The following is a 14,701-nucleotide window of genomic DNA, read 5'->3' as shown; positions in this document are numbered from 1 at the left end:
ATATTGGTGCTTTTTATTTTTGCAGTTTTAGTATCGCAAAATGAGCGCAGTGATCTGAAGCGATACTGTCGCAAATTATTTTGGTTTCAATTACTTTCCATTTGCTTGCTGGTTTGTAAAGTATGTAGTCAATTTTTCTGTTTGGCTTATCCGAAGGAAAGGTAAAAGGAGCTTCGGTTTGATAAACATCTGTCCAAACAGATTCTAAAATACCGATGGCTTCACTTTCAGGAGTAGCATTTAAATCGCCGGCTAAAATTGTGGGATATTTGTTTTCAGAAAAAACACGATTAATTTTTTGGGTTTGCGTAATTCGGTCAACACTATTTGCCAGATGATCAAGGTGAGTGCCAATAAAACAAATGGTGTCGCCGGAAGGGAGTTCTATTGTAATTTCCAATGCTGCGCGTGGCTCATTTTTCGGAGAATGAGGAAGCAAAACATTTTTGCTGGAGATAATCGGATATTTTGACAAAACGCCTTCCCCATAACCGCCGCAATCATAATCCATGGCTTTTCCAAACAGTGGTGCCATTTTTGTGCGCCAGCCGAGTTCTGTGGCTAAATCGTAACCCCGGGCACGCCTGGTTTTGAAATCTACCTCCTGCAAAGCCACCACGTCGGGATTGGTTTGTTTGATCACAGATGCAATTTTATCCAAATCAAAATCTCCTTTGGTTGTTGCGCCATGTAAAATATTAAAGGTTAACACCCGAATTGTTTGCTCTTCCTGCGATTTAACTCCTGTGAAAATCAAAAAAGCGGAAAGAAAAAAGATACATTTTTTCATAAAATATTATAATTCCTTTTTTAAAAAAGAAGTGATTTTGTCGGCAATTTGTTTATATCCTTCCGGGGTATAATGGACATTGTTTGGCGCTTGCCCGTATTTTTTGTGGATTTTTTTAGTGGCTTTCCAAATATCGTTTACCAAAATTCCGTTTTCTTTCATAATTTGTTTTGCCATTTTATTGTATTTCAACTCGTCGCCGGGAAATCTTCCCGCTTCGTTTTCGGGAACATAAGAAGTTGTCACAAAAATTAATTTAGCTCCGGTCATTTTTAGTTCTTTTACGAGTTGTTCCAGATTTTGCTGATACTCTTCAACTGAATAGGTAATTTTTCCATTTATTTTATCGCGGTTTCCCTGTTCTTTGGAATCCTGACTTCGGTAACATAAATCCCACAAACCCCAGTTGAACTGAATTACATCCCATTTTTCATTATTTATCCACGAGTCCAGTTTTTCCAATCCGTTGCCTGTGTGTTGGCCGTTTCCTTCGTTATGAACTATGAGCGCTTTATCTGCCAACGCCTCTTTTACAAACGGAGTGTAGCCAATCGAAATGGAGTCTCCGATAATTAAGATTTTCTTTTGTTTTTGCTGAAACCCTGAAAAACCGATCAGAGCAATGATTATAATTAGATATTTGTACATAACGTTCGTTTAAGTTGGAATAAAAGTATGCTTTTATTTTGAGGCTGTAATAATTTTTAGGTTAACTTTGGTTGCTTGTAACCTAAACCTAAGTTTATGAAACGAAAAATCACAGCCACGGTATTTCCCATTTTACTTTTTTGTGTTGTAAGTTTTGCTCAGAATCCGAATAGCTGGACACATTTTCGAGGCTCTAATATGGACGGACACGCGCAGGTTACAAAAGCACCTTTACATTGGAGCGATTCCACAAATGTTGTATGGAAAGTTCCGGTAAAAGGAACGGGCTGGTCATCTCCGGTTGTTTTTGGCAATCAGATTTGGCTCACTTCGGCAACGGAAGATGGGAAAGAATTTTATACGTTTTGTTTCGATTTAAATTCAGGAAAGTTGTTGGATGAAAAAACAATCTTTTCCTGCGTGGAACCACAACGCATTCACAGCACCAATTCTTATGCAACGCCCACACCTTGTATCGAAGACGATTTTGTATATGTACATTACGGAACATTTGGTACAGCTTGCATCAACACGAATAATTTTGACGTAGTTTGGAAACGCGAAGATTTAAAATGCGACCACATGCAGGGACCGGCATCATCGCCTATTATTTATAAAGATAAATTGATTGTGCATTTGGAGGGAACGGAAGATCCGTATGTTGTTGCGCTTGATAAGTTTACAGGTGAAACCATTTGGAAAAGTGTGCGGCCAAAGGAAGTTTATGATAAGCTGGAACCGGTGTACCGCAAATCGTACCAAACGCCAATTGTAGTGAATGTAAACGGTCGTGATTTGTTAATCAGTAACTCTTCATTTATGTGTTTCGCACACGATATTAATACTGGTGAGGTAATTTGGACGATTGAATATGGCTACGATTCTACCGTCAGCCAGCCACTTTTTTGGAACGGATTGGTATTTGTAAACTCAGGCTGGATTTTTTTGGATAATAAACCCTATTTTACACGGCAATATGCGGTAGACCCTACAGGAAAAGGAAATGTTACAGAAACTCATATTAAATGGATGTATGAAGATGAAGTACCGCAAATTCCAACTCCGGTGATTATTGACGGGAAAATGTACATGGTACACGATCGTGGAATGGTTACCTGCCTTGATGCAATGACCGGAGAAGTGATCTGGAAAGAAAAACTAAGAGGGAATTTTAATTCTTCTCCTGTTTACGCAGGTGGAAATATTTATTTTATCAATGTGAAAGGTTTTTGTTCGATTGTTAAACCCGGAGACACATTCCAAAAAATAGCAGAAAATGATATCGATGAAACTGTAAAAGCGGTTCCCGTTTTTATTCAGGATAAATTACTACTGCGTACAGAAAAGAATTTGTATTTGATAGAGTAGAAGGAACCTGCTTATTGGGAAAATAGAAACTCCTCAATGTTTTCAGGTGAAATCGTTTTTGTTGTATTAATAGGGTAGGCTTCAGTAAACGTTTTTGAAAAGCGAACTCTTTTTTTTGAGTTTAACTTAAATTCAAATGCTGAAAATTTCCCATCTGCTTCCTCAATGAAATCTATTTCCTGTTGTCTGAAAGTTCTCCAGAAATAGTAGTTTCCATAAAATTGATTATAATTCAATTTTTTAATTCTTTCGCTTATAATAAAGTTTTCCCAAAGAGCTCCTTTATCGGTTCGTAGTTCAAACTGCTGAAAATTACCTATTAGCGCATTTCTGATCCCATTATCATAAAAATAGATTTTTTTGCCTTTTTTTATTTCATTTCTGATGTTTCGGTTAAGGGCGTTTAGTTGGAAGATAATAAATGCTTTTTCGAGTAGGTTGATATAGCGTTCAACAGTTTCTTTATCAGCTCCAACTATTTGGCTTAGCTCGTTGAACGATACTTCATTACCAAGTTGGAGTGCCAGTGCTTTTAGTAATTTGTCAAGTAGCACAGGCTTTTGAATGGTCCCAAAAGAGAGAATATCTTTGTATAAATAGCTTCCGGCCAGGCTTTTTAATAGTTTTATTTTATTTCCCGGATTTGTTACAATGTCGGGATAATAACCAAAAATCATGCGATGTTTTAACTGTCGTTTTTCTTCTGTCAGATTTGTGTAATTAACCATTTCTTCAAAAGAAAGGGGGAAAAGTTGATATTCTAATTTTCTTCCTGTGAGTGGTTCGTTTATATTATTGGCAAGTTCAATAGACGAGGAACCTGAGACAAATAATTGTACATCTTTTAAATAATCTGTGATACGTTTTAATGCAATTCCTATATCGGGAATTAGCTGAGCTTCATCAATTAAAATTGCTTGGGCGTTACCAATTGTCGATTTTAAGCGGGAAGACGTCAGATTTACAAGTTGTTCATTGGAATCAGGCTCGTCTCCGTTTATTATTTTCACATGTTTATAATCAGAAACAAGTTTTTGTAATAAAGTTGTTTTTCCAACCTGTCGGGCGCCAGTCAGAACGATTGCTTTTTTTGAGTTTAAAATCTTCTGTTATTGTATGCTCCAGAATTCTTGGTATCATTTACTTTTTTATAAAATGTATATTGTTTCGATTAAAACCGAAGAATTAACCCTTAATTTTTCGGTTCTAATCGAATATTTAACTGTTTGGACTGAGTAGATAAGAGATTCCATTTTGAAAATATTGGAAGTTTAAAACTTATTGTTTTGTGTATTCAGAATCCGATATTAATTTTCTACATATAAATACCGATTTAACCGTAATTTGATTTTTCTGAAAAAAAACTTTCTTACTTTTGCGCGCCAATTTACTTAAATCATTCTGATTCAGTTTAAAGTGCAAACAAAGAATGAGAACATTTTTAGGTAAACATGGTTTTAGTTTTTAGTAAAATTTGAAAATGACAGAAATTAGAAATATTGCAATTATTGCACACGTTGACCATGGGAAAACGACACTGGTTGACAGGATTTTACACCAGGTGAATCTTTTTCGTGAAAACCAGGAAGTTCAGGATTTGATTTTGGATAATAATGAACTGGAGCGTGAACGTGGAATTACCATTCTTTCCAAAAACGTTTCGGTACGTTACAAAGACACAAAAATCAATATTATCGATACCCCCGGTCACTCCGATTTTGGAGGCGAGGTAGAGCGTGTGTTAAACATGGCCGATGGAGTGTTACTGATTGTTGATGCTTTTGAAGGCCCGATGCCACAAACCCGTTTTGTGTTGCAGAAAGCTATTGATCTTGGTTTAAAACCAATTGTTGTGATCAATAAGGTTGACAAGCCAAACTGCACACCTGAAATTGCACAGGAAAAAGTGTTTGATCTGATGTTCAGCCTGGAGGCAACCGAAGATCAGCTGGATTTTCCCACCGTTTTTGGTTCATCAAAAGCTGGCTGGATGGGATCCGACTGGAAAGAACCCACCAGTGATATCAGTTATCTTTTGGATGAAATAATAGAACATATTCCTGCAGCCCAACATAAAGAGGGAACATTACAAATGCGCATTACCTCACTGGATTATTCGTCTTACACCGGGCGGATTGCTGTTGGAAAAGTAACACGTGGTCAATTGGTGCCCGGTTCTCAGGTTTCGCTGGTTAAACGCGACGGAAAAGTGGTAAAAACCGTGGCCAAAGAAATTTACCTTTTTGAAGGTTTGGGAAAAGAAAAAACAAAAGAGCCGGTTCCTTCAGGTGAAATTTGTGCCGTGCTTGGTTTGGAAGGATTTGATATTGGCGATACCATTGCCGACGGAGAAGAGCCGGAGGGATTAACGCCGATAAAAGTGGACGAACCAACGATGAGTATGTATTTTGTAGCAAACAACTCACCTTTTTTTGGGAGAGATGGAAAGTTTGTTACCTCGCGCCAGTTAAGAGACCGATTGTATAAGGAAACAGAAAAAAATCTTGCACTTCGGGTTGAAGATACTGCATCGGCCGATTCTTTTTTGGTTTATGGCCGGGGAATTCTTCACTTGTCTATTTTGGTAGAAACCATGCGTCGTGAAGGTTTTGAGTTGCAGGTTGGACAACCGAAAGTACTCACAAAAGAAATTGACGGAAAAAAACACGAGCCCATTGAAGCTTTAACAGTGCATGTTCCCGACGTATTCTCGGGAAAGGTGATTGAACTGGTTACACAGCGGAAAGGAGATATTGCCAATATTGAGATCAAGGAGGACCGCGCTCATCTTGATTTTTTAATCCCGGCGCGTGGATTAATCGGGTTGCGAAACCAAATGTTAACAGCAACCGAGGGAGAAGCAATAATGGCCCATCGTTTTTATGGGTACGAACCCTGGAAAGGCGATTTGGGAGTTCGCAGAAACGGAGCCCTGATTTCGCTGGAAACCGGAACAGCCATTGCCTATTCAATTGATAAGATGCAAGATCGGGGAAAATTTTTTGTTGAACCAGGCGAAGATGTTTATGCTGGCCAGGTAATCGGAGAAAATACCCGCCAGGATGATTTGACCCTCAATATTGTAAAAACAAAAAAGCTTACCAATATGCGTGCTGCCGGTTCCGACGATAAAACCGCAATTGCTCCGGCTATAAAATTTTCGCTGGAAGAAGCTATGGAATATATTCGCAATGATGAATATATTGAGATTACGCCAAAATATATGCGTTTGAGAAAAATCCTGTTAAATGAGCACGACCGGAAACGACAGGCAAAATCGGTTACTCAGGAATAAGACTGATATTCAAAAATAATTTAAAGCTCTGTTTTGCAGGGCTTTTTTTATGTCTGCATTTGTTAACAAGATCTTAATAAAATGTAAACATATATTACTATTTAGACATGTAATAAATTGAATTCACCCATTGCAAATGATGCGCATTGATTTTATTTTAGACGTTTAATATAAACCTTAAAGTCATGAGTAAAAATACTTTGTTGCTAGTTTTTATCCTTTTGCTAACAAGCTTTGTTTCTGATGCACAAATTCCTACCAAGTGGCGTGGTCCACATGGAAATGGAATCTATGATGAAACTGGTTTGTTAAAAGAATGGCCGGCATCAGGACCCGAAATAATTTGGCATTTTGATGATTTGGGAGAAGGATTCTCATCTCCTGTTTTTGCGAACGATATGATTTATATAACCGGAGGGAAAGATAATGAAGGGTATGTTATTGTTCTCGATAAGAACGGAAAATTGTTATGGGAAGAATCATACGGAAAAGAATTTTTTGAAAGCTACCCCGGCGTTCGGTCTTCGCCAACCGTAGTTGGCAATTTGTTATACATTTATTCCGGTTACGGAGTTCTCACCTGTATGGATGCAAAAGATGGTTCCTTAAAATGGCGAAAAGATATGTTGAATGATTTTGATGGCAGAAATATTCAGTGGGGAGTTACTGAAACGGTAGTTGTTGACGGGGACAGGGTTTTTGTTACACCCGGAGGGAAAAGAAATAACGTAGTTGCTTTAAACCGTTTTAACGGAGATGTGATATGGTCATCGGAAGGGAAAGGTGAGCTTTCTGCTTATTGCACGCCTCTGGTAGTGGAATTGCCCGCAAGGAAACTTTTGGTTACTCACACCGCCGATCATTTGATCGGACTTGATGCTGCCGATGGTAAATTACTATGGTCTTATCCACATACCAATCGTTGGGCCGTTCATCCTAATACACCAATTTATGAAGCAGGGGGGATATTTTGTTTCAGCGGATACGGACAAGGAGGGGAAAAACTTGAACTTAGTGCCGACGGAAGCAGCGTGAAGGAAGTATGGAAAAGTGAGAAACTTGATAGCCGCATTGGTGGAATGGTAATGGTTGACGGATATTTATACGGCTCCGGTGACAACGCCCGCGAATGGAGATGCGTTGATTGGAAAACAGGTGAAGAAAAATATGCATCAAAAGATTTAACAAAAGGCACGTTAATTTATGCCGACGAAATGTTGTATTGTTACAGCGAACGAGGAGAACTGGCACTGGTGAAAACCACTCCTGAAAAATTTGATGTTATAAGTCAAACAAAGGTAGAGTTAGGTTCAGCCCAACATTGGGCTCATCCGGTGATAAACGACGGTAAGTTATATGTAAGACATGGAAATGTGCTGATTGCCTATAAAATCAAATAAAGACTCATTCTAAATAACATAGAAAGAGGAGCTTAAAACATCTAAACATCTTCTTTTATTATGTGTTCGTCGCAGCAATTTGTTTGTTTATCAGGCATGAAGTAAGTTTGGTAAAAATCAAAAATTAAAATGGCAGAAAATCAGCTTCCTATATTTTTCAGGTTCCGCTTTTTGTGGCATCTTTTATTTTGGGTGCTGATTTTTCTGATGTATTGGATTACCTATGGAGGCTACCTCGATCGTTATCATGAAGAACTTATTATTAGCCTTACCTTGTTACCGTCGCGGATTATTGGTACGTATGTCTTCATATACTTGATTCTTCCCTTTGCAACGGAGAAAAAGAAGTTCGTTACTTTTGGAATTCTTGCCGTTTTCCACGCTGTTCTTTATGGTTTTATCATTTGGAGTTCTTATTATTTTACAAACAGATATACCGGGTATTATGACTTTTCTCATTACTCGCTTTTTTATCTCCCTAAAATCTTCAACAAGTTAATTTCAAATTATGGAATTCCGGTTTTGGCAACTGCAATAATAATTTTTAAGAAATGGTATGTCGATGAGCAAAAAAATAAAAAGCTTGCAGAAGAAAAACTGGCCGCAGAGTTGAGTTTTTTGAGAGCCCAGGTTCATCCGCATTTTCTTTTTAACACACTCAATAATTTGTATGCGCTTACTTTAATAAAATCAGAAAAAACACCGGATATAGTATTAAAACTTGCCGGTTTGCTTGATTACATGATTTATAAAAGTAATGACGATTATGTACCGCTGGAAAAAGAACTGGATATATTGGAAAGCTATATTGAATTGGAAAAGATGAGGTATAACCAAAGACTTGAATTAGATTATAAAATTGAAGGAGATATTGATAGTCATCAGATAGCACCGCTTATTTTGTTGCCTTTTATCGAAAACAGTTTTAAACACGGTGCAAGTAACGATAGAGCAAAGCCCAACATTAAAATAAGCTTAAAAGTTGGTGAAAAATTTTTGCGGTTAAATGTGCTCAATACAGTTCCGGGAGAGACTAAAAAAGACGAAACTGTTGGCGAAGGAATAGGCTTGAAAAATGTAAAAAGAAGACTTGAACTGATATATCCTGATTTGCACGATTTGCTTATCAAATTTGATAAAAAACATTTTGAGGTAGATTTAAAAATATTTTGGAATAATTAATTAACGATGGATAAAAAGGCAAAATGTTTAATAGTAGATGATGAACCTCTTGCGATTGAAGTGTTGAAAACACACCTCAGTAAAATAGATTCCATTGAAATTGCAGGAACTGCCTGTGACGCTTATGATGCCTTTAATTTTTTAGCCCAAAATAAAGTTGATTTAATGTTTCTTGATATTCATATGCCTGAAATGAAAGGAACAGAACTCATCAAAACGCTCAAAAATCCGCCTCATGTAATATTAACAACCGCCCATCGGCAATATGCCCTTCAGGGCTACGACTTAAATGTCCTCGACTATTTGTTAAAACCTATTTCGTTTGAACGGTTTATGCAGGCAGTTGATAAGTTTAACGCGTTTTTTGTATCCGGCAGTGAAGTATCCGTTCGTAGAAAAGGAACAAACGAAGCATTTTTATACTTAAGAGAAAAAAATATAATTCATAAAATTCCGGTCTCCGAAATTGTGTTTACCGAGAGTATGGGCGACAACCTGAAAGTGGTTACTGAAAATAGGGAAATAAACATTCGTTATACAATTTCTTCCATCGGTGATATTCTCCCTTCCGACGTTTTTCTGCGTATTCATCGTTCTTTTATCGTGGCAACAGAGAGAATAACAAGTTTCAGTCCGGTAAGTATTTATATTGGTGAAAAGGAATTTCCGATCGGCACAAGTTATAAAGAAGCGGTATTTAAACGCCTTGATTATAACGGATTTATAAATAAATAATATCAATCAAAAAACTAATAATGAGAACAACGATTACAATCTTTATTTTGCTTATGTCCGCTTTGAGTTTAAGTGCTCAACTCGCGCAATGGCGTGGCCCGAACCGTGATGGGATTTTTAATGAGACAGGCTTGTTAAAAGAATGGCCTGCCGATGGGCCCGCACAAATTCTGGAAGTGGAAAAAATTGGCAAAGGTTGGTCATCTCCGATCTTTTACAATAACATGATTTACACAACAGGAATGATTGATACCCTTGATTATCTGTCAGCTATTGATATGGACGGAAATATAAAGTGGCAGGTGTCATATGGCCGCTCTTGGAACCAGTCATTTCCTGACACAAGAAGTACTCCCACAGTTGAAGACGACCGTATTTATGTACAAAGCGGAACCGGCAGACTGGTTTGTTTAAACCGGGAAACCGGTAAAGAAATTTGGGCCGTGGATGTGGACAAAGAATTTGAATGCCAGTACCACGTTTGGGGAAATGCTGAGACTCCGCTTATTGTTGATGACAAAGTTATTTGTACTCCCGGCGGACAGAAAACAAGCGTGGTTGCTTTTGATAAAATGACCGGGGAACTGGCCTGGCAAAGTGAATCGATAGGAGGACCAAGAGCTTACGCCTCTGCAACCGTTTATGAATTTAACGGACATCGGTTTGTGTTGGCTGTGATTGCTTCGCACCTGATTGCCCTGGATCCGAATTCAGGGGAAATAAAATGGACGTATCAATATTGGAAACCGAAAGAATGGAAATGGCAGGACAATGGTTTAATCTGGACAAATACTCCTCTTTGTAAAGACAATCGAATCTTTATAACCATGGGCTATGATTATCCGGCGGTAATGCTTGAAATGGATTCATTGGGATCCGGTGTTTCTGAAGTATTTGTCGATCATACTTTTGATAATCATCACCATGGAGTTATTCTGTATGATGGTTATTTATACGGTTCAAACTGGTTTGATAACAAAAGAGGCCGCTGGGTTTGTATGAGTTGGAATACCGGCGAAATTAAATATGTTGCCGACTGGGATACCAAAGGATCGCTTGTAATGGCCGACGGTATGTTGTATGCATACAACGAAAGAGGAAATGTAGGCTTAGTAAAACCGGATCCTGATGGATTTGAAGTCGTTAGTCAATTTAGAATTAGTAAAGGTGCCGGAACACACTGGGCGCATCCGTTTATTGCCGACAGTAAATTATTTATGCGCCATGGTGAGGTTTTGATGGTTTACGATATCAAAAACAAATAAAAATTAAAGGAATAATTTTGCTTTTTATCAACGAACTTAATTCATGAGATTCATATTTACCATACTATTGTTGTTGCTGTCTGGAGAAGTACTGTTTGCTCAGGAAATTATTGAGTTTCGAGGAGATAATCGTTCAGGTATTTATAACGAATCGGGCCTCTTAAAAGAGTGGTCTGAAAGCGGACCAGAAGTTTTCCTTGAAATTGAAGGAGTCGGGAAAGGATATTCTCAACCAATTTTGGCTGATGAAACAATTTTTATTACAGGTATAAAAGAAGATACCATCGATATTCTTTCAGCATATAATTTAAAAGGGGAGTTGCTTTGGGATGTTCCTTACGGGCGTTCCTGGACGGCCTCTTATATCGACAGCCGCAGCACACCAACTTATGAAAACAAAAAATTGTATGTGTCAAGTGGCACCGGACAGGTAAATTGTATTGATGCACTTACAGGAAAAGTAGTTTGGCAGGTTGATGCCATAAAAAAATATGGAGGCGAAATTTTTAAGCATGGCGATGCAGAGGCGTTGTTACTGATCGATGACGCCGTTTTATATACAACAGGAGGAGAAGAAAATGCACTGGTTGCCTTAAATAAAAAAGACGGCTCGCTTGTTTGGAAAACAAAAAGTATGGGAGGTGCAAAATCATACGCATCGCCGGTTTTAATAAATCATAACGGAAAAAAAATAATTCTGGCACAAACATCGGAGGACTTCATCGCAGTTGCTCCGGAAGATGGCAGGATTATCTGGAGTTTTGACCTTTTACAATTTCACACGGAAAGTATTGGAGTTGGTGCGCAAACAAATCCACCTTTATACCATAACGGAGAAATCTTTCAAACCAGTGGCTACAATCATCCAGGTATACTGTTTTCTCTTTCTGAAGATGGTGAATCCGTAGAAATAAAATGGGAAAATGATACTTTGGATACACACCATGGCGGAACAGTTTTGGTTGATGGGAATATTTACGGCTCAACCTGGACAAATAACGCACGGGGAAAGTGGGCCAGTGTAAATTGGGATACCGGTAAAACAAACTGGGAAACAGATTGGGAAAATAAAGGCTCCATTATTTTTGCGGATGGAATGCTTTATCTTTTTGAAGAAAAAAGAGGAAATGTTGCTCTTGTCAAACCTTCTCCTGAAAAATTAAAAATTATAAGTACTTTTAAGGTTGACAAAGGAGTAGGACCACACTGGGCGCATCCTGCCATTTACAACGGAATGCTTTTTATTAGGCATGGCGATGTTCTGATGGTTTATAACATAAAAGCTTAGAATGAACGACAAAAAAACCATAAAAATCATTCTTCTGATCACCGGTTTCATTGGAGTCGGAATTATATTTTGGTGGCTGAGCAATGATCCGACCCATAACTTTAAGGTCAGCGAAGCAGGTGCTGATAATCGCGGGGCGGGCGATTCGGTTCAGATGGTAAATATAGGTGAGATTATTCGCGAGTATAATACAGAATATACCGAACTTTCAGAAACCTGGCCAAGATTCAGGGGAGCTGATTTTGACAACATCTCGAAGTCTCCGGTAAAGTTGATTGACAAATTCCCGGCAGAGGGACCAAAGATTTTATGGAGCGTTGAATTGGGTGAAGGCCACTCGGGAGCAGCTATATATAAGGGACTTGCCTATGTGTTGGATTACGATGAGGAAAAACGTGCTGATATGCTGCGTTGTTTTTCGGTTGTGGAAGGGAAAGAAATGTGGGCGCGTGGTTACAGTTTAAATATCAAACGAAACCATGGAATGTCGCGCACAATTCCTGCCGTAACCGAAGACTATATTTTAACAATGGGGCCAATGTGCCACGTAATGTGTTTGGAGCGTGAAACGGCCAACTTAATTTGGGGATTGGATGTGGCCAAGGAGTATGAATCGGAAATTCCATTGTGGTACACCGGTCAGTGTCCGCTAATCGATGACGGGAAAGCGATAATTGCAACCGGAGGAAAAGCGTTGATGGTAGCAATTGATTGTGCAACCGGAGAAAAAATCTGGGAAACGCCTAATCCAAACAATTGGTTAATGTCGCATTCTTCAGTAATTCCTTTCACTTTTGGAGGGAGAAAGATGTATGTCTACAGTGCAGTTGGTGGAATGGTTGCTGTGGCTGCTGAAGGCGACGATGCCGGACAAATACTTTGGGAAACACCCGCCTGGAACCACTCTGTTGTTGCGCCCTCACCGGTATGTATGTCCGATGGGAAGATATTTATGACTGCCGGTTACGGTGCAGGAAGTATGGTGCTTCAGCTTTCTGAAAACAATGGCATTTATTCCATTGAGCCTTTGTATGAATATGCACCAAAGGATGGATTAGCTTGTGAGCAGCAAACGCCAATTCTTTGGGAGAATCATCTTTTTGGAATTTTACCTAAAGATGGTGGTGCTCTCAGGAATCAGTTGATTTGTGTAGACCCCTCCGATACAAGAAAAGTAGTATGGTCGAGTGGTAAAGAGGTTCGTTTTGGTTTGGGCCCTTACTTTATGGCCGACAACAAAATGTTTGTGTTGAGCGATGACGGTACACTTACTATTGTAAAACCAAGTACCCAAAGTTATATTCAGCTCGATCAGGTGAAAGTAATTGAAGACGGGCACGATGCCTGGGCTCCGTTTGCCCTGTCTGATGGATATTTAATTATGAGGGATTCAAAAACAATGGTTTGTATTGATTTGAACGTCTAATTTATCAAAATGAAAAACAAAGGAATCGTTATTTTTTTGGTAATTCTGGCCTTGGTAATTGTGGCTGTTTTTGTGGGTGAATATATGTCGGATAAACCCAATAAAAGCAAGGCAAATCCTTATGAATATAATATCGATGAATTTAAGGATGTAGATGACGATTTGGTTTTATATAAAGAGACAAAAAATTTCAAAATAGGTTTTGATGAACCAGATGCTGTTGCTGCGGGAGAGGGAAAGATTTTAGTTTCCGGAGACGGTAGTTTGAAAATTATTGATTTTTCCGGGGTTTTACAAAATGAATTCAGCTTACCCGGAAAATCTCATTCATTAAAGATTGAAGGAGGCAGTGTTTATGTAACACTTGAAAAACAGGTTTTGGTTTTTTCTGAAAATGGCGATGAACTTTTAAAAATGGATCTGCCTGGTGAGAATACATATCTTACTTCTGTCGCGGTTTTTGGAAACGATATTTTTGTTGCAGATGCCGGAAACAGGAGAATTATTCGTTTCTCAAAAGCAGGAGAAAAAATTGCAGAATTTGAAGGCAAAGCCGGCGATGATATCTTACACGGTTTTATCATTCCAAGTCCATATTTTGACATAGATATAAATGGTGAAGGTGAATTATGGGTAGTAAACCCCGGGATGCATGCACTTGAAAATTATACATTTGATGGTGACTTGCGGGCTTTTTGGGAGAACACAAGCATGAAAATAGACGGATTCAGCGGGTGTTGTAATCCGGCACATTTTACTTTTTTGCCCGATGGGAATTTTGTCACCAGCGAAAAAGGGCTGGTTAGAATAAAAGTGCATAAACCATCGGGGGAATTGCTGGGCGTTGTAGCACCACCGGTTAAATTTGACACCGAGGACCAAGCGCCGGATATAGCCGCAGATAGTTTGGGAAATATTTACGCGCTCGATTTTGAGCGAAAAATAATACGTGTTTTTGAATTGAAATGAAGAATCAATAATGGAATGGTAAAATTGGGAATGGGATATACGCCCGTTTTCCAATTCAGAATTCCGACTTGAAATTATGAATCGAAAAGAATTTTTTAAAACCGGAGGGAGATTATTCCTGTTGGGAGGAATAGCAGTATCCACAGGATATTTGGTTGTCAATAAAAAGGTAAGCTTAAACTGCAGTGTTTCTTCTACCTGCAAAAGCTGTGGAATTTATTCCGACTGTGTCAATCCGGAAGTTAAAACCGAAAGGGAAAAAAGATAGAGTTTCAGAAGTTCGGTGAGCGAAGCGAAATAAAAGGTGCATCTACGCCCGTATTTTTGAAAACGGT

At 38.6% G+C, this 14,701-nt stretch carries 13 protein-coding genes; 10 read left to right on the top strand and 3 right to left on the bottom strand.

Features of this window, described 5'->3' with window-relative positions; translation table 11 throughout:
• Positions 1-13: 13 nt before the first annotated feature.
• Together K5G00_RS00250 and K5G00_RS00245 are read right to left on the bottom strand one after the other, a co-directional pair.
• Positions 14-790: an endonuclease/exonuclease/phosphatase family protein gene (locus K5G00_RS00250; protein WP_238763185.1), complete on the bottom strand. Its 777-nt coding sequence runs from the start codon at positions 788-790 to the stop codon at positions 14-16.
• 6 nt (positions 791-796) lie between these two features.
• Entirely contained in the window at positions 797-1,438 is a 642-nt protein-coding gene (locus K5G00_RS00245) for an SGNH/GDSL hydrolase family protein (RefSeq protein ID WP_238763183.1), read from the bottom strand.
• Between the two features lie 96 nt (positions 1,439-1,534).
• Here K5G00_RS00245 and K5G00_RS00240 point away from each other — a divergent pair, with 96 nt between their 5' ends.
• Complete coding sequence (locus K5G00_RS00240; RefSeq protein ID WP_238763181.1) at positions 1,535-2,806, top strand: outer membrane protein assembly factor BamB family protein; 1,272 nt, start codon at positions 1,535-1,537, stop codon at positions 2,804-2,806.
• A gap of 11 nt (positions 2,807-2,817) precedes the next feature.
• Here the strand turns inward: K5G00_RS00240 and K5G00_RS00235 are convergent, their stop codons facing one another.
• Positions 2,818-3,888, bottom strand: coding sequence for an ATP-binding protein (locus tag K5G00_RS00235; protein ID WP_394800846.1), 1,071 nt, complete (start codon positions 3,886-3,888; stop codon positions 2,818-2,820).
• A gap of 398 nt (positions 3,889-4,286) precedes the next feature.
• On the opposite strand from K5G00_RS00235, the gene typA reads away from it, so the two are divergent.
• From typA to K5G00_RS00190, 9 genes are all read left to right on the top strand, one after another.
• Positions 4,287-6,101: a translational GTPase TypA gene (typA, locus tag K5G00_RS00230; protein WP_238763179.1), complete on the top strand. Its 1,815-nt coding sequence runs from the start codon at positions 4,287-4,289 to the stop codon at positions 6,099-6,101.
• A 185-nt stretch (positions 6,102-6,286) separates the two neighbouring features.
• Positions 6,287-7,501, top strand: a complete 1,215-nt coding sequence (locus K5G00_RS00225; protein ID WP_238763177.1) for a PQQ-binding-like beta-propeller repeat protein — start codon at positions 6,287-6,289, stop codon at positions 7,499-7,501.
• Positions 7,502-7,630: 129 nt separating this feature from the next.
• Positions 7,631-8,683, top strand: coding sequence for a sensor histidine kinase (locus tag K5G00_RS00220; protein ID WP_238763175.1), 1,053 nt, complete (start codon positions 7,631-7,633; stop codon positions 8,681-8,683).
• Between the two features lie 6 nt (positions 8,684-8,689).
• On the top strand, positions 8,690-9,418 hold the full coding sequence (locus K5G00_RS00215) for a LytR/AlgR family response regulator transcription factor (RefSeq protein ID WP_238763173.1): 729 nt from the start codon (positions 8,690-8,692) through the stop codon (positions 9,416-9,418).
• A 20-nt stretch (positions 9,419-9,438) separates the two neighbouring features.
• A complete protein-coding gene (locus K5G00_RS00210) occupies positions 9,439-10,683 on the top strand; it encodes a PQQ-binding-like beta-propeller repeat protein (RefSeq protein ID WP_238763171.1) in 1,245 nt (414 codons plus the stop codon).
• 43 nt (positions 10,684-10,726) lie between these two features.
• The gene (locus K5G00_RS00205; protein ID WP_238763169.1) at positions 10,727-11,971 is read left to right on the top strand and encodes a PQQ-binding-like beta-propeller repeat protein; all 1,245 of its coding nucleotides are present in this window, start codon (positions 10,727-10,729) and stop codon (positions 11,969-11,971) included.
• 1 nt (position 11,972) lies between these two features.
• Complete coding sequence (locus tag K5G00_RS00200; protein ID WP_238763167.1) at positions 11,973-13,397, top strand: outer membrane protein assembly factor BamB family protein; 1,425 nt, start codon at positions 11,973-11,975, stop codon at positions 13,395-13,397.
• Positions 13,398-13,406: 9 nt separating this feature from the next.
• Positions 13,407-14,366, top strand: a complete 960-nt coding sequence (locus K5G00_RS00195; protein ID WP_238763165.1) for an NHL repeat-containing protein — start codon at positions 13,407-13,409, stop codon at positions 14,364-14,366.
• Positions 14,367-14,442: 76 nt separating this feature from the next.
• Positions 14,443-14,634, top strand: coding sequence for a hypothetical protein (locus tag K5G00_RS00190; protein WP_238763163.1), 192 nt, complete (start codon positions 14,443-14,445; stop codon positions 14,632-14,634).
• Positions 14,635-14,701: the final 67 nt, after the last annotated feature.

This window comes from Maribellus maritimus (assembly GCF_022267315.1).
GTDB lineage: Bacteria > Bacteroidota > Bacteroidia > Bacteroidales > Prolixibacteraceae > Draconibacterium > Draconibacterium maritimum.
This window is presented reverse-complemented; position numbering and strand designations above follow the sequence as displayed.